Source organism: Anaerosalibacter massiliensis (genome assembly GCF_024623155.1).
In the GTDB taxonomy this organism is placed as follows: domain Bacteria; phylum Bacillota; class Clostridia; order Tissierellales; family Sporanaerobacteraceae; genus Anaerosalibacter; species Anaerosalibacter massiliensis.
In genome coordinates this window covers 364781-381822 of sequence record NZ_JANJZL010000002.1, presented here as the reverse complement: position 1 = coordinate 381822, position 17042 = coordinate 364781, and the positions used below count along the sequence as shown (strand labels likewise).

The 17042-nt window shown below is 29.6% G+C and carries 16 protein-coding genes and 1 riboswitch; of the genes, 14 read left to right on the top strand and 2 right to left on the bottom strand.

All coding sequences use genetic code 11. The features are described 5' to 3' along the window. Positions 1 to 150, top strand: a complete 150-nt coding sequence (locus NSA23_RS04905; RefSeq protein ID WP_187116632.1) for a hypothetical protein — start codon at positions 1 to 3, stop codon at positions 148 to 150. Between the two features lie 85 nt (positions 151 to 235). On the opposite strand, the gene NSA23_RS04900 is transcribed toward NSA23_RS04905, so the two are convergent. Next, positions 236 to 742, bottom strand: coding sequence for a flavin reductase family protein (locus tag NSA23_RS04900; RefSeq protein ID WP_042679417.1), 507 nt, complete (start codon positions 740 to 742; stop codon positions 236 to 238). Positions 743 to 947: 205 nt separating this feature from the next. On the opposite strand from NSA23_RS04900, the gene NSA23_RS04895 reads away from it, so the two are divergent. The 8 genes from NSA23_RS04895 (at position 948) to NSA23_RS04860 (ending at position 10645) form a co-directional block, all read left to right on the top strand. Continuing rightward, positions 948 to 1058, top strand: coding sequence for a putative holin-like toxin (locus NSA23_RS04895; RefSeq protein WP_075052101.1), 111 nt, complete (start codon positions 948 to 950; stop codon positions 1056 to 1058). Between the two features lie 398 nt (positions 1059 to 1456). Then, positions 1457 to 1515: riboswitch (Fluoride riboswitch) on the top strand. A gap of 57 nt (positions 1516 to 1572) precedes the next feature. Further along, complete coding sequence (locus tag NSA23_RS04890; protein WP_042679415.1) at positions 1573 to 2757, top strand: cation:proton antiporter; 1185 nt, start codon at positions 1573 to 1575, stop codon at positions 2755 to 2757. Between the two features lie 937 nt (positions 2758 to 3694). Next, positions 3695 to 6037, top strand: coding sequence for an ATP-dependent DNA helicase (locus NSA23_RS04885; RefSeq protein WP_042679413.1), 2343 nt, complete (start codon positions 3695 to 3697; stop codon positions 6035 to 6037). A 410-nt stretch (positions 6038 to 6447) separates the two neighbouring features. Continuing rightward, positions 6448 to 7155, top strand: a complete 708-nt coding sequence (locus NSA23_RS04880; RefSeq protein WP_042679411.1) for a response regulator transcription factor — start codon at positions 6448 to 6450, stop codon at positions 7153 to 7155. Next, entirely contained in the window at positions 7152 to 8060 is a 909-nt protein-coding gene (locus NSA23_RS04875) for a sensor histidine kinase (protein WP_050069722.1), read from the top strand. Before NSA23_RS04880 ends, NSA23_RS04875 begins: the two co-directional genes overlap by 4 nt. A gap of 108 nt (positions 8061 to 8168) precedes the next feature. Further along, the gene (locus NSA23_RS04870) at positions 8169 to 9092 is read left to right on the top strand and encodes an ABC transporter ATP-binding protein (RefSeq protein ID WP_042679409.1); all 924 of its coding nucleotides are present in this window, start codon (positions 8169 to 8171) and stop codon (positions 9090 to 9092) included. Next, positions 9085 to 9822: an ABC transporter permease gene (locus NSA23_RS04865; protein ID WP_042679407.1), complete on the top strand. Its 738-nt coding sequence runs from the start codon at positions 9085 to 9087 to the stop codon at positions 9820 to 9822. The genes NSA23_RS04870 and NSA23_RS04865 overlap by 8 nt, the downstream gene beginning before the upstream one ends. 10 nt (positions 9823 to 9832) lie before the next feature. Next, positions 9833 to 10645: an undecaprenyl-diphosphate phosphatase gene (locus NSA23_RS04860; protein WP_042679404.1), complete on the top strand. Its 813-nt coding sequence runs from the start codon at positions 9833 to 9835 to the stop codon at positions 10643 to 10645. Between the two features lie 369 nt (positions 10646 to 11014). Here NSA23_RS04860 and splB read toward each other — a convergent pair whose 3' ends face one another. Beyond that, on the bottom strand, positions 11015 to 12055 hold the full coding sequence (gene splB, locus NSA23_RS04855) for a spore photoproduct lyase (protein WP_246119173.1): 1041 nt from the start codon (positions 12053 to 12055) through the stop codon (positions 11015 to 11017). 329 nt (positions 12056 to 12384) lie between these two features. Here splB and NSA23_RS04850 point away from each other — a divergent pair, with 329 nt between their 5' ends. The 5 genes from NSA23_RS04850 to istA all read left to right on the top strand — a co-directional run bounded on the left by NSA23_RS04850 (position 12385) and on the right by istA (position 17042). Then, a complete protein-coding gene (locus tag NSA23_RS04850) occupies positions 12385 to 12513 on the top strand; it encodes a hypothetical protein (protein WP_257490290.1) in 129 nt (42 codons plus the stop codon). 979 nt (positions 12514 to 13492) lie between these two features. Then, a complete protein-coding gene (erm, locus tag NSA23_RS04845; RefSeq protein ID WP_042679402.1) occupies positions 13493 to 14392 on the top strand; it encodes a 23S ribosomal RNA methyltransferase Erm in 900 nt (299 codons plus the stop codon). Positions 14393 to 14485: 93 nt separating this feature from the next. Continuing rightward, positions 14486 to 14812 carry a PadR family transcriptional regulator gene (locus NSA23_RS04840; RefSeq protein WP_042679401.1) on the top strand — a complete coding sequence of 109 codons (327 nt, stop codon included), beginning with the start codon at positions 14486 to 14488 and terminating at the stop codon, positions 14810 to 14812. Between the two features lie 17 nt (positions 14813 to 14829). Further along, positions 14830 to 15393 carry a permease prefix domain 1-containing protein gene (locus NSA23_RS04835; RefSeq protein WP_257490289.1) on the top strand — a complete coding sequence of 188 codons (564 nt, stop codon included), beginning with the start codon at positions 14830 to 14832 and terminating at the stop codon, positions 15391 to 15393. 92 nt (positions 15394 to 15485) lie between these two features. Continuing rightward, positions 15486 to 17042 (top strand): IS21 family transposase, encoded by a 1557-nt coding sequence (istA, locus tag NSA23_RS04830; RefSeq protein WP_222704824.1) that lies wholly within the window; start codon positions 15486 to 15488, stop codon positions 17040 to 17042.

Here is a 17042-nt window from a genome sequence, read left to right as displayed (position 1 = left end):
TTGCTTTTAATTTCACCTTATATAAAAGATAAAGTTGATATAAATAATATAAGTAAAAATAATTATTATATATTAAGTGATAAAGAGTTTAATGATGAATATGTAGAAAATATTATTAGATATTTAGAAGAATTAGATAATAAAAGGTAGAACAGTTAAAGAAAGAGTTGCTTTAAAGTAATTTAGCACACTTTAAAGCAGCTCTTTATGAAATAAAAAGAATCATCCCTATATTTTATTCTTTTATATAGCAATTAACTATTTTTCCATAGTATAATACATGATAGTCATTGTTTTTATAGTATTTTTCCTTAATATTATCATTTAAAGTTCCAGGTTCCATAGCTTGCTTATAAACTATTTTACATTCATAATGGAGTTCGCAATCTTTAATTATGGGTGTATTTACATTTACACCATCTTTTAAATTTAGATTACATTCTTTAAACTTGTCTACATCTCTTCCTGATTTAGTTCCACAAAATGCTAATTCTTTTTTCATATTTGCTTTAATAGGAATACTTACTGTAAATTCATCAGTGTTTTCTATTAGATTATAAGTATGTCTAGAATATCTAACAGCTACAGTAAATATAGGCATACTCCATATAACTCCAATATTTCCCCAACCTATAGTCATAGTATTAACCTCATTGTTACTCTTTACAGTAAGAAAAGCTCCATTACTTATTTGTCTGAGAGCTTCTTTAGAATAATCATTAAAGTTAACTTCTTTAAACATAGAAAAACCCCCTTTAATCTATAATATCAATCTAAATTATAGTATATTATATATTTCTATATTTATGATGAAAATCCTTTTTTAAACATTTTAAATTATAATTATTGGAATACTACTAGCTAATATGATACAATAGGGACAAGGTAATCGAAAAAGCAGGGTGTGATTGCCACCTCACTTTATATAAGAAGGGAGGTGGTGTGATATGAGTACATTTCAGGCAATTTCCTTAATGATTGCTTTTGGTATGTTTACAATATCACTAATCTCCTTAATAGTTATGTTGACAAAGGATAACATTAAGGGAAAAAAATAATCACCCTGCACCACCATGCAAGGTGATTAAAATCATTTAAAAATCTTTAATGGCAACCACACCTTTGTGGGTTCGATTACCTTATTTATATTATACCACAACATATATATTTGTAAACATTAAGAAGTTTATTACAGTTTTAAAGAGTAAATTTTTTACAACATAACTCCAATATTTTTTCAATATACAATTATTGAGATTAACTTCTTTAAACATAGAAAACTTTCCTTTAAATATATAATATTAATCTTGACTATAAGTTATTATATATTTCTAATACTTATAATGAAAATCTTTTTTATAAAATTATTCAAAAATAATTATTTTTAATAATATATTATTAAAAAAGATTTGATTTTCGTGGAGAATAATGATAAATTAATATTAATATACAATTTAATATTAAAGGTGATGGAGTTCACCATAACTGCGTAATGCTAATGACTCCTGTAAACAATATTATAATATTGCTTACAGGAGTTTTTGTTTTTAATTAAAGATAAGGAGTGATTTTATGGCTGGAAGTTTAGCTATTATATTATTACTAGGGATACCTGCAAATAGATTTTTTGAAAAAATAAGGATACCAGGTTTGTTAGGAATGTTAATTTTAGGCATAATAATAGGACCTTATGGTCTCAATTGGATCAGACCAGAAATGATTAATGTATCATCAGATTTAAGAAAAATTGCTTTGATTATTATTTTATTAAGAGCAGGATTTGGAATTAATAAAAATGATCTGAAAAAAGTTGGAACTACTGCTATAAAAATGAGTTTTATTCCAGGATTAATAGAAGGACTTTTTATTGCTTTTGCTTCAATAAAGGTTCTTAAATTTTCTTTTATAGAAGGTGGGATATTGGGATTTGTTCTTGCAGCAGTTTCTCCTGCAGTTGTTGTTCCTTCAATGTTAAATTTAAATAAGAATAATATAGGAACAAATAAAGGAATTCCAACTTTAATAATGGCAGGAGCTTCTATTGATGATGTTTTTGCTATTACTATATTTAGTGCTTTTTTAGGCTTATATAGTGGTACTCATATAAATATTGGTATGCAATTATTAGGTATTCCAGTATCTATATTATTAGGTATTGCAGGTGGTATAACTATTGGCTATATCTTAATAAGAATTTTTAATAAATATCATATACGTGATACTAAAAAAGTTTTATTAGTACTTGGTTTATCAATCTTATTTACTGAATTAGAAAATTTGTTGAAAAGTAAAATTGAAATAGCTTCCTTATTAGGAGTTATGACAATAGGATTTATTATATTTGAAAAAATACCTAAGGTAGGAAAGAGATTAGCTATGAAGTTTGATAAAATATGGGTTTTTGCAGAAATATTTCTTTTTGTTTTAGTTGGTGCACAAGTTAATATTTTAGTAGCATTTAATTCTGGAATAAAAGGAGTTATTCTTATATTAATTGGACTTATAGGTAGGAGTATTGGAGTTATGATATCTTTATTAGGAACTGATTTAAATTGGAAAGAAAGACTGTTTTGTATAATATCTTATATACCTAAGGCAACTGTTCAGGCGGCTATAGGAGGAGTACCATTATCTTTAGGTGTAGAATCTGGAGATGTAATTTTAGCGATAGCGGTTTTATCTATTTTAATAACAGCACCTTTAGGAGCTATAGGAATAAGAAGTTTTTCAAAGAGATTTCTAACAGTAGGAAATTAAATTCTTAATAAAAATATTTTTGGAATGAAATTTTAGATGAAGCAATGGGGCAATTTGAGGAAGAAATGGATTTCTAAAGTCGAAGACAAAAGATAACAAAGTATGGAGAAGTCTGAAAAATTTCTAGAGGATTATTCCAAAATGATTGAATAATATAAAGTTTTTAAAAAAATCGGCGTAATATCAATCTTCGCCGTATGGCCAGCTAATGGAAACGATTAAATCATTTGGGGAAACCATTGGCTATAATGGGATTTTTATTCCTGCAATGAAAAAATTATTTCCTCCTATGAAGGTAACGTAGTCTGAAAATAATTTATGTTTTTTAAGAAAGTCTATTGACTTTAGACGTCCATAGATATATCTAACATTCTATAAAAATGGTATTTGAAACTAAAAGGTTCGCATGTGAATTTGGATTAATGGTCAAAAGAAAGTATTAGATTAGAAATAAAAAATCATATATATTTGCCATGTAGAGTAAATATTATATAATATAATTACGGAAAAAACCAAAGAAGAGTAGTGAAAATAGTAAGATTATATATGAATAATTGTGGAAAATAAATTAATCATACAATCAAACTGGAGAAACTTATTTAGTGGTGGCACTAGTTCTCCAGTTTTGGATTTTAAATCCTTTATTTATTATTAAGTGATAAGTATAGAATTGTAGTAGTAGAAAGGGAGTTTCCAAATATTTCAGTATTAATCTTTTCATGTAATGGGTAAGGAACTAGTTGAAATTAATATGAGTGGAGAAGGTTTCAGTAAAATGTTATAGAGAATATTAAAATTAGGAAAATAATCTAATTAGATTGTTCTCATCATGTCCATGATATTGAGTATGAAAAGATGCAGAGGAAACCCAACGATTTTTCGATTTGGAGATATTTAAATAAAGGAATATTCTTTTATCAGGTAAAGGATGAATAGTATGTCTAAACAAATTAAGGTGTCTGTGAGAAATTTAGTTGAGTTTATATTTCGTTCAGGAGATATAGATAATACTTTTGTAGGAAGTACTAGAGCATTGGAAGGCACAAGGGCTCATCAAAAAGTTCAAAGCTCTTATGGGGAGGAATATACTCCAGAAGTTGTATTAAGGCATATTTTTAATTATGGGAATTTTACCATAGAAATAGAAGGCAGAGCAGATGGGATTTTAAAAGAAAATCAAAGGATAATAGTGGATGAGATTAAAAGTACTATTAGACCATTAGATGAAATTGATGAGGATTATAATTTACTCCACTGGGCTCAAGGAAAATGTTACGGATACATGTATGCAATAGAAAATGAAATAGAGGAATTAGAAATTCAGCTTACCTATTTTAATATTGAATCTGAAGAAACAAAGAAGTTTATTAAATACTATACTCTTAGTGAATTAGAGGAGTTTTTTTTAGGACTAATTGGAAAATATATAGAGTGGGCTAATATGACTTTTTATTGGGGAGAGGTTAGAAATGTCTCTATAAAGGAGCTTTCTTTTCCTTTCAAAAGCTATAGAAAAGGTCAAAGAAAATTAGCTGTTGCTGTTTATAAGACAATACTTAATGAAAAAAACCTTTTTACTCAAGCTCCAACAGGTATAGGCAAGACTATTTCCACTATATTTCCTTCAATAAAAGCTATTGGAGAAGGTGTTGCTTCTAAGATTTTTTATTTGACTGCAAAGACCATTACTAAAGAAGTAGCTTTAAATTCTATAAAGCAGATGGTGTGGAAAGGACTTAGGATTAAATCTATTGTAATTACTGCTAAGGAAAAAATATGTCTTAATGAAGAAGTAAAATGTAATCCAAGAGAATGTCCATATGCCAAAGGTCATTTCGATAGAGTAAATGACGCTATAATGGATGTATTAGATAAGGAAGATATAATAACAAGAGATGTTATATTAGAATATGCGAAGCTTCATCAGGTATGTCCCTTTGAGCTTTCTTTAGATTTAAGTTTGTGGAGTGATGTGATTATATGTGATTACAACTATGTATTTGATCCAAATGTATATTTAAAAAGATTTTTTAATGAAAGTGGGAATGATTATATATTTTTAATAGATGAAGCTCATAATTTAGTAGAGCGTTCACGAGATATGTTTTCTGCACAAGTTGTAAAAGAGCCATTTTTAAGATATAAAAGATTATTTAAAGAAGATTTTCCTAATCTTTCAAGAAATTTTAACAGTTGTAATAATATTATGAACAAAGTAAAAAGAGAGCATATTTCCAATAGTGATTTTTACTACCAAAAAGAGGAAATAACGGATATCTATCCTCCAATAAGAAAGCTTATTAAAGAATTGGAGCAATGGCTTATAAAGGAGAAAGAACACCAACTTCACAAGGAAATACTAGAACTCTATTTTGAACTATTAAGGTTCATTAAGATATCGGATTTTTATGATAAGAGGTACGTAACCTATATTGAACAAAGGGGCAAAGATGTACTTTTAAAGTTATTTTGTATAGATACTTCTTATCTATTGAGTGAAACATTAAAAAAGGGGAAGGCAGCCATATGCTTTTCTGCTACATTGACACCCCTTGATTATTATAGAAACATACTAGGAGGAGACGAAGAAGATTATATTACTAGATTTTCTTCCCCTTTTCCAAAGAGTAATTTATGCTTATTAGTTGGGGATACTATTTCCACTAAGTATAAGAATAGGGAGAAGACATACTTAGACATAGTGGAATATATTGAAGAGTTTGTCTCACAGAAAAAGGGGAATTATTTTGTTTTTTTCCCTTCATATAAATATATGGAAGAAATATATATTTGTTTTACCAATAGAAATCCAGGTATAATAACCATTGTTCAAGAAAATTCTATGAAGGAAAAAGATAGAGAAAACTTTTTAAATAGATTTCATCTTAAACAAGAGAATACAATGGTTGCTTTTGCAGTATTGGGAGGTATATTTTCAGAGGGGATAGATTTAATTGGAGAGAAACTTATTGGTGCTACTATTGTAGGAGTAGGGTTACCACAGATATGTTTCGAAAGGAATATTATTAGAGAATATTTTCAAATTGAAAATGGCCTCGGGTATGAGTATGCCTATATGTATCCTGGAATGAACAAGGTTTTTCAAGCTGCTGGTAGAGTTATAAGAAGCGAAAATGACAGGGGAGCTTTGCTACTTATAGATGAGAGATTTAGTACCACAAAATATAGAAGATTGTATCCAAGAGAGTGGTTTCACTACAGAAGAGTAAAAGATTCAAAATCTATTAAAACAAATCTAATAGATTTTTGGGATACATAAGGAATTAACTCTGTGTCTTTCCTTATAATAAATATATAAAGTGCATTTAAAATTTTTAAAATTTATTAATTTTATCAGTATTATAAATATATTTACATATCCAAACTGTCCACATTTAAACTTCTATTCTTTTCATTCATAGGAAGTTTGATTTTAGGAAAATATTAAGTATATTAGATTTAACTTTGAGAGTATAGTGGTGGAATATAAATTTAAAAGTTAAGTCTTTAGGAGATCAATTTAGTGGCATATTTTTATACAAAAAATATAATATTACTTTATATAATCCTTGAAGCAATTGGAATTTTGTGGTATTGTTTTAAACAAGTTAAATTCATATTAAGGAAATTAGATTATATAGAATGGAAAAACATTGATTTACATAATATATGTAAAAAGAAGGTGAACTCTTGAAGCAAAAAATTTTAGTCATAGATGATGATATAGATCTTTGCGTTCTTATTAAAAAATATCTTCAAACAGAGGGTTATGCTGTTACTATTAAACATAATGGTGCAGACGGTCTTACAGAAAGTTTGGCTACTTCATATCAGCTTGTTGTACTTGATGTTATGCTTCCCCAGAAAAACGGTTTTGATGTACTTACGGATTTGCGTAAAACAAGCAGCGTACCAGTGCTTATGCTTACTGCAAAGGACAGTGAAATTGATAAGGTTTTAGGACTCCGCCTTGGTGCTGACGATTATCTTACAAAACCATTTAGTATGAATGAGTTTGTTGCAAGGGTTCAGTCACTTATTCGTCGCTATACTTCTTTTGGTGGTGAGAATGTAGCGGAAGCTGTATCTATGCTAACATTTGATAATCTTTCAATTACACCTGATACAAGAGAGGTTTTAGTCTACGGAGTACCTGTTGAGCTTACAGCAAAAGAGTTTGATTTACTTTATTTCCTTGCAAAGAACAACGGCAAAGTCTTTACTAAAAAACAGATATATCATGCTGTATGGAAAGATGAATATGCATTTGATGATAACAATATTATGGTACATATTCGTAGACTTCGCAAAAAAATAGAGCCTAATCCTGAACAGCCCCAATTTATTCAGACTGTATGGGGAGTTGGCTACAAATTTGATGGAAGGAATAGTATATGAGTATATTTATTATAGTTATCCTTGGACTGATTTGTGCTCTGCTTGTATTTTTATTTGTTAGGCAGAGAAAGCAGTTAGAACAAATGCTTGAGATTCTTATGGAGAATAAGAATGGAGACAATAGAAAAGTATTTGTAAAAGGCAATGGGGTTGTTTCTGAAATAGGATTTGAAATTAATGATCTAATATCCACTTATAATAAGGAATTATCACAACAAAAAAAGTTGGAACAAGTCAATAAAGAACTGCTCACAAGTCTTTCACATGATGTGAGAACACCTCTTACATCTCTACTTGGTTATTTGGATGCACTTGAAAGTGGTATTGTTGATGGTGCTGAAAAAGAGGAATACATAAAAATTGCAAGAAAAAAAGCCTATGACTTAAAGAGACTTGTAGATACACTATTTGATTGGTTTAAGATAGATTCTAAGGAAATGAAACTGTCTATGCAAGACACTGATATTTGTGAGTTGACTAAAGAAATAGTTATTGATTGGTTACCTACATTAGAGCAAAAAGAAATAATTCCTAAAATAGAAATTCCAGATGAGGAGTGGATGGTGGAACTTGATATTGATGCATATAAGAGAATAGTATCAAACCTTATTCAAAATGCAGTAGAGCATAGTGGTTGCAGTCATTTAAAAATTGCTGTAAAGCAAGATAATGATATGATCAGCATAATAATAAAAGATAATGGGATTGGTATAGCTAAAGATAAATTACCCCATATTTTTGAAAGATTGTATAAAGGAGATAGAGCAAGGAGCAAGTACAGTAGTGGCCTTGGTCTTTGTATTGTCAAAGAGCTTATGGAGATGCAGGGCGGAAGAGTAGCTGTACAGAGCAATGTGGGTGAATATACGGAATTTATTATTGAACTGCCAATATTTAAGAGATGAATTCATTTATCATCTCTTTTTTTTATGCAAGTAAGAAAAAAGTAAGATTTGCGTAAGAGTAGTGTTAGCATTGCTTGGTATAATGAGTTTTATAAGGAGGAAATGTGGATGAGTGAATATGTAATAAAAACAACTAATTTGACAAAGCAGTTTGGAGAACAGACAGGTGTAGACTGTGTGAATATACACGTTCCAAAGGGCAAAATTTATGGATTGCTTGGTAGAAATGGCGCAGGAAAAACCACAACCATGCGGATGCTATTAAACCTTGCCACTTCCACAAGTGGAGAAATTTTATTATTTGGGGAAAATTATCAGAAAAATCCAAAGGAAACTTATCGTCGTATTGGTTCTATGATTGAAACACCTGGTTTTTATGAAAATTTAACAGGTAGTGAGAACTTACAGATTTTTGCTCGCCTGAGAGGACAACACAAAAAAGATAGTGTACAAAATGCACTTGAAATTGTTGGCCTTGATAAGGAAACAAAAAAGACCTTTAGCAACTATTCCCTTGGTATGAAGCAACGTCTTGGCATAGCAGCGGCAATTATGCATGAGCCAGAGTTACTCATTTTGGATGAGCCCATTAATGGACTTGATCCTGTTGGTATACAAGAAGTTCGGAAATATCTTGAAATGCTCTGCATTGAAAAAGGTGTAACAATACTCATTTCAAGCCATATTTTAAACGAGATTGAACAGCTTGCAGATATTATCGGGGTTATGCATAAAGGTAGACTTATTGAAGAAGTAGCCATGCAGGATCTTCACCAGCGTAATAGGCAGTATGTTGAATTTGTAGTATCGGATGAAAATAAAGCTTGTCTTTTGCTTGAGCAAAAGTTTGGACTTACTGATTATAGCGTACATGAAAATGGTAGTATTCGCCTTTATACTAATTTGGAGATGAGATCAAAGCTTAATCAGTGCTTTGTAGAAAAGGGTATTTCAGTATCGAAAATCAATATTAGTGAAGAAAAGCTAGAAGATTATTTCTCAAACTTGATTGGGGGTGGAGAAATTGGTTAATTTACTTTATTGTGAATTTCTAAAGCTAAAACGCTCAAAGATGTTTTTTATTAGTATTTTAGGTGCAATGGTAGCTCCAGTCATGGTTTTTGCTGGGCTGATAAAAGCTAAAATTACTGAGCCTGATAAGATTATTACTTATTCGGATATGTTGGAACAGACAAATTTATATGTGCTTCTTTTGTTTGGTGTTATTGTTTATGGAGTGATAGCCGCATATCTTTTCAGTCGTGAATATACTGAAAATACATTGAAATCAGTGCTAACTATTCCTATTTCAAAGGAGGCTTTTTTAACAGCAAAATTCCTTATGCTTTTTGTGTGGATGATGATCTTGACAGCAGTAGCATGGGTATCTACCTTCCTTCTAAGTATTGTGGGCAATGCCGCTCAGTTTAGTGTTGCCGTTATTATGCAGTCAATTAAGGAGTATTTTCTAGGCGCTTTTTTATTGTATTTTACAATGTCGCCTTTTGTGTTTATAACACTCTGGCTTAAGAACTTAGTTACCCCTATTATTGCTACTGCTACAGTAGTTCTTGGCAATGTTGCCCTTGCCAATGAAGATTTAGGGGTATTATTTCCATGGACGTCTTCATATTTGATTGCAAGTGGAGATATTGAAAAATATAAATATTCAACTGAAATAGCTATTATTATTATATTCGTTGTTTTCTTTATTGGGATTTTCACAAGTTTTGTTTATTTTAAAAAACAGGATATTAAATAGGAGGACTACTATGAATATTTTAGAATTAATAAAAGTTATTATTATAGGAATTGTTGAAGGCATTACCGAGTGGCTGCCTATTAGTAGTACAGGGCATATGTTACTTGTTGATGAGTTTTTGCAGCTTAATATGAGTGAAGCGTTTAAGGAAATGTTCTTCGTAGTGATACAACTTGGTGCAATTTTAGCTGTTGTAGTTATGTTTTGGGGCAAGATGTTTCCATTTGGTTTTAGAGAAAAGCCAATAATAAAAAAAGACATCTTTTCCATTTGGTTTAAGGTGCTGGTAGCCTGTATTCCATCGGGGATTATGGGGGTTCTGTTTGATGACTTTTTAGAAGCACATTTTGGTACTCCTGTTGTGATTGCTGCAATGCTTATATTTTATGGAGTATTGTTTATTGTTATTGAGGCTTGGAATAAAAAGCGTAAATCGAGAGTAAATACATTAGCAGAAATTAACTACAAAACAGCTTTTACCATTGGAATGTTTCAAGTGCTGTCTCTTATCCCTGGAACATCACGTTCAGGTGCAACCATTATCGGTGCACTTATTATCGGTGTGTCCAGAGTAGCAGCGGCAGAGTTTAGTTTTTTTCTTGCCATACCGACAATGTTTGGTGCAAGTGCATTTAAACTGTTAAAGTTTGGCTTCGATTTTACAGGTACTGAGCTTCTTACTCTTGTATTTGGTATGGTAGTTGCCTTTTTAGTATCGATACTTGCTATAAAATTTCTAATGGGATATATTAAAAAACATGATTTCAGGGCGTTTGGTTGGTATAGAATTGTACTTGGAGTTATTGTATTGCTATATTGTTGAAAATAAAAAAACAATAAGTATTGAGAATTTTAAGGAATTCCTATATATAATCACTAAACTAAATCTTTAGAATTAATATTAGAATTATCCTTTTATAAAAAAAGAGAAGAAGCATAGTACTATAAACTATCAAAAACTAGAGTATTTTATATAGTTATTAAAAAGTAATATTGATAAATACCCTAATTTTAAATCATTTTTGTGGAGTTTAGAACCTAAGTATATTTATGGTAAAGATTATGGACTAATGTCTCATGAGGAATTTACTGAACTAGATAAAATTGTAAATATGTTCTTAAAATTATCTTATTGGAGTTAAAGGGCTAAAAGTATTTTAGCCCTTTGGCAATGAATCAAACTCTGATTAAATTATATAAAATATTCAACCTTTGCTCCTGGGAAGAATTTTTCTGTCTTATTTAAGAAAAATTCTTTTAATTCATTTATTTCATCAGGATTATAAATATATTTACCATATCCAAACTGTCCATATTTAAACTTCCGTTCTTTTTCCTCCATGGGAAGTTTGCTTTTAGGGAAAACATTAAGTATGTTGGATTTAGCCCTAAGAGTATAACGATGAGATATAAATTCAAAAGTTAAATCTTTAGGAGACCAATTTGGAGGCATATTTTCATATAAATATTTTTCTAGTAAAACAAATAGTTCAGTATATTCATCTTGCCAATTTTCAAATCTAAATATTGGTGCAATAATAAAGCCTATAGGATACTTTGCTTTTAGCATTTTTGATGCTGCAATGACCCTGTCTAAAAGCTGAGGTGTTTTATGTTCAAAATGTTTAATTACATATTGGCAGTTCAAGCTAAATCTAAACCGTGTATGGTTATTATGTTCTGCATCTAAAAGACTATCTATATCAGTAAATTTAGTAACAAATCGGAAACGACCTAAAGGTTCTCGACCAAAGAACTCTATGGTTCTTCTAAGGTTTCCAGTATATTTTTCTACAGGTACAGGATCCGATGTGGCAGCACCTTCAAAAATAGTTATTTCTGGTGCTCTAGATTCAATTATGTTTTTAGTCATATCTAATATTTCTTCAATGTTAACATATATCCTTACATAAGGTTTTGGTCCTAATGTAGTAGATAGGTAGCAATATTCACACATACCAGGGCAAGAAGTAGCTAATGGAAGCTGGTAGTGGGCAGATGGTTTACATGTTTGGAAGGTTTTGCTTCTCCTAACTCCGATAACTAAAGTATGTTTTGCTTCCTTATAGGCTTCTTGTGGAGTATCTCCAACTATGCCAACAACTCTATTATGAGAAGTAGTAGGTTTCATTGGTATGTTTATACTTTGGAAGTAATCTATCAGCTTTTTTCCAAGGGGATAGTTTAAAGCATCAGGTTCATAAAATACTTGTTTAGGTATAAAATCTATCAAAACTTCCACCTCCAAAGTTTAGAATTCCCTAAAAATCTAATATTACTCTATATAATTGTTGAGATAATTGAAATTTCATGGTATTGCTTTTTAAGGAAATAAAGTTAAAATTAAATATATGTGGATTATATGCGTGATGAAAAAGGGATGAATCGAATATTTATGCTAGGAGGATAGTCGGCACTAGCGTATAAGGTTACAGATGGGGTAAACGACTATTTTCTATATGTATAATAAAAGGAGTGAAATAAGTGATTATAGGTCAAAAAATAGAAGGTACCCATATAAATATAAAATAGAAATATATAATTTGTATGGGAGGCTATAAAATGAAACAAAATAAATATGATGATGAAATATTCTTTGAGAAATATAGTAAAATGGATCGTTCTATAAAAGGGCTTGATGATGATGGTATCCTCAAAATTTATATTCTGCATAATATAAATAATTTATGACATTTTATATTATTTTATAGCTGTAATAGCTGGATTAACATTTAATGGAGCTTCTTATTTGTATTTAATTTCTTTATTTAGGGTACCTTTTGCCAATGGATAAAGCCATTACTTAGTTAAAATGTACTCCCTCCACTAGTTAAAAGGACCTTTCTATTAGTTCTCATAGCGTCCACTCCTTCCATAATATATTTAACTACTGCTTTTACAATGGTATTATTTTATCTGTAACAATATTCTATAAATAAATTAAAAACCCTTTCTTATTACTAATGAAATTTTAATCAATTTTTTCTATGATAATCTGTTTTATTTTCTATATTTTTTTGTTTTAGGTTAGTAGTTGGTAATATTTAGACTTTCACTGAATTTAATTGTTTTAAGATACTTTCTAAATGAATCAGTAGCTAACATTCTTCTTTTCGCAATCATATTACGCTGTATCTGATTTTCAGTTATTTCACTAATGTAGCCTTCATTTAACGCAGCTACTAATATATATCTAGTATTGACATAATGACATAAGTCCAGTTGATAAATAGATATGACTATGCTACAATATTTTTAAATAAATAGAAAGGGGAGTTGCAAAATGGGTATCGCTTCTATAAGACTTCGCAATTTAGTTGTTAAATAAAAACAACTAAATAAATATAATATAAGGTAATTTGCCTAAAACTTAGGCTTTATTTGTTGTACCTTATATTAGTGGATTCTTGTAATGAAAACCCATGCAGCTAACCATATTTTTATGTTTAATTTTATACACTATATTCTTATAAAAGAGTATCTTGTGCTCTTTTATAATGCATAAATAATTATAATTCATTAAGGTGTAAATGTTTTGAAAACAAAAGAATATTAAATATTTTAGGAAAGCTATAAATGGATAGTTTATTCATTTATAGCTTTTTTATTGCAATGGATTGTTCAATATACAGGAATCCATATCAAAAAATAATGAATGGTGGTGGATTCCATGTTTATAAATAATAAGACTAAATTAGAGCATTCACAAAACTTTCTTCATAGTAAGAAATTGGTGTCTGAGTTAATAAGAGAAAGTAACATAGGCAATAAAGATATTGTTATTGAAATTGGAGGAGGTAAAGGCATTATTACTGAACAATTAGCAAAAAAATGTAATAAAGTATATGTTATAGAATATGATTTAGATCTGTATGAAAATCTTAAAGTTAAGTTTTCTAATAGAAAAAACATTGAAATAATCTATGGGGATTTTTTAGAATTTGAATTGCCGAAGGAACATAGATATAAAGTTTTTTCTAGTATCCCATATAATATTACAGCAGCTATTTTATCGAAACTAACATCCTCTTGTAATCCTCCTGAAGAGATATATATTATAATTCAAGAAGAAGCAGCAAGAAAATATGCAGGGAATCCATATAATAGGGAAAGTATGCGTTCCTTACTTCTTAAGCCATATTTTGATTTTAAAATTATAAGGAAACTTAAAAAAACTGATTTTATGCCAGTTCCCAAAGTTAACAGTGTATTTTTTCGTATACAAAAGAGAAAAAACAGTTTAATAAAACAGGATAAAATTGGGCTATATTATGATTTTATTTCATATATTTTCAGCAAAAGCGGTAAAGATATGAAAAGTAGATGTAAGGATATTTTTTCCTACAAACAGATCAAACGTCTTTCTAGGGATATAGGGTTTAAAATTACTGATAGTCCGACTTATTTAAATTATGAACAATGGTTAAAAGTATTTCAATATTTTATTATTGGTGTATCAGGTGAGAAAAAGAAACTAGTTTATAATTCGTATTCTAAACTTTTAGAAGAACAAAAGAAAATAGATAAGATTCATCGAAGTAGAAAAAAAGTAGCTTTCCTTATTTTATAGTGGGTTCTTTTTCACTGTCATATAACTATATTAAAAATAGTACTTTGACAGTCATAGTACTTTCATATATACTATAATCCAGGAGGTGATAATTTGGGCGGACGAATTTCATCAGATTTGCTTAGGGGGCATACGGACACCATTGTATTAGGAATATTGATGGAAGGTGATAATTATGGTTATGGCATTTATAAAAGAATAATAGAAAAGAGTAATAATCTATATGAGATAAAGGAAGCTACTCTTTATTCTAGTTTTAGACGATTAGAAAAGGTTGGTAGCATTAGCTCATATTGGGGGGATGAGACCCAAGGCGGTAGAAGGAAATATTATAAGATAACTGCCTTAGGTGAGAATGAATATAAGCTTAATAAGCAAGATTGGGAATTTACAAAAAAAATAATTGACAAATTAATATAAATAGGGAGGTTAAGTAATTGAAAGAGAAAGTTGAGAAATATATAGATGATTTATTTATAGACATATATGAAACAAGACAATTGCTTGAGCTAAAAGAAGAAATAGGCTCTAATTTATTGGAAAAGATAAAAGATTTTATTAATGATGGATATAGTGAAAACGAAGCGTTTAATAAGGCTACTTCAGATTTAGGTGATATGAGTGAACTAGTTGAAGGGTTAAAAAAAGCATCTGAACAAAAAATGTATGAGAATATGTATAAAAGACAACCTCTTGATAAGAAGCATATAATAGGATATATAGTGGCTTCTGCTATTCTATTATCTGGAATCATGGTTTCGGGTATTACCTATTTTGAAGTAAAAGATTTATTAAGCACAGTAGGAGCTCTTATGCCTTTTCTAATTATATCAGTTGGATTATTTGTTTATTTTGGACTAACACAAGAAACAAAACAGAATTATGGAATGAAAAGGAAAAGGGCAATGGGGTATAGCTTAGCGACTACGGTTTTGCTTTTAGGAATATTTCTAACTAGTTTGTCATACTTTGCAGGTGTAAGTGGTAAAATAAAACCATGAGATTTCGGAAAACAAAAACCCTGAAAATTTTCCAGTTATATATAAAATAAATTCATTTTCCTGTAAAATATTTTACAGGAGGTGGAGTGAAGATGGGATTGAAGGTATGGAAAATGTTTAATGAAATAAAAAACATGAAAGAGTTAGGATTAAAGAAATCTCAGATTTCAAGATATTTAGATTTAGACTATGGAACAGTTTCTAAGTACTGGAATATGTCAGCAGAGGAGTTTGGAAAAATGATGGAAGGAAGAAAACATAAAAAGAAGAAGTTAGATAAATATGAGAGTGAAATAGTAGGATGGCTAAGGGATTTCCCTGATATGAGTTCATCACAAATACTTGATTGGTTAAAAGAAAGGTATGGCAATATTCAATGCACTGACAGGAGTGTAAGAAATTATGTAAAATATATAAGAGAGAAATATTATATACCAAAAATTAAGTATACAAGACAGTATGAGGCAGTACCTGAACTTCCAATGGGATATCAAGCACAAGTTGACTTTGGTGAGATATGGTTAAAAGATATTGAAGGAAAGAGAGTTAAAGTTTACGCTTTTGCAATGGTACTTACTCATTCAAGAATGAAATATGCCTACTGGCAAGACAAACCATTTACAACTAGTGATTTTATCAAAGCACATACTAAAGCATTTGAATACTTTAGAGGTAAGACCCAAGAGATAGTATATGACCAAGATAGATTGTTAGCTGTTGATGAAAATTATGGAGATATAATCTTTACAGAAGAGTTTCAAAATTTTAAAGATCTTATGAAGATTAGAGTAAGGATGTGCAGAGGATATGACCCAGAAAGTAAAGGAAAGATTGAGGCTGTTGTTAAATATTTAAAATATAATTTTGCTAATCATAGAACCTTCACAAACATAGATGATTTCAACAGAAGTTGTCTTTTATGGCTTGAAAGAACAGGAAATGCTAATGTACATGGAACAACAAAAAAGATACCGAAAGAGGTATATACCACTGAAAAGGAATACCTTCTTCCGGTTACAGAAACATTTGTTAATTCATCGCCTAATACAATTTTAACTTATACTGTAAGAAAAGACAATACTGTTTCATATAAGCAGAATAGATATCAGGTTCCAAAGAGTACATATGAACCTGGTAAAAAAGTTGGAATTACTAATTTAGATGGTGTAATAAAAATAGTTGATAACGACTCAGGTGAAATAATAGTAGAACATAAAGAATGTATATTAAAGGGAAGGTTGATAAAGCTTGATCATCCCGAAAGGGATAAAACATCAAAGATTGATAAATTATATAATGATACTTTAAATGAACTTAATAATAGTGATAAGGCTAGATATTTTCTCTATAGTATTAGTACTGAAAAGCCAAGATATATAAGGGATCAATATAGCTTAATATGTAAGGTTTGTAAAGCTACAGAAGATGAACTTATTGAAAAATCTCTTGAATATTGTATAGAAAGAGAGCTATTTAGTGCTGTAAGCTTTAAAGATACAATTGAATTCTTAAGTGAAAAATATAAATTACAAGAATCCCAGAAATCAGAAAATAGAAGTACTGAAAACATTCCTTCTATCCCTCAAAAATATAATATTAAAACTCAGGTGAGAGATACATCTGAATATGTGAAAGCATTGGAGGGATAA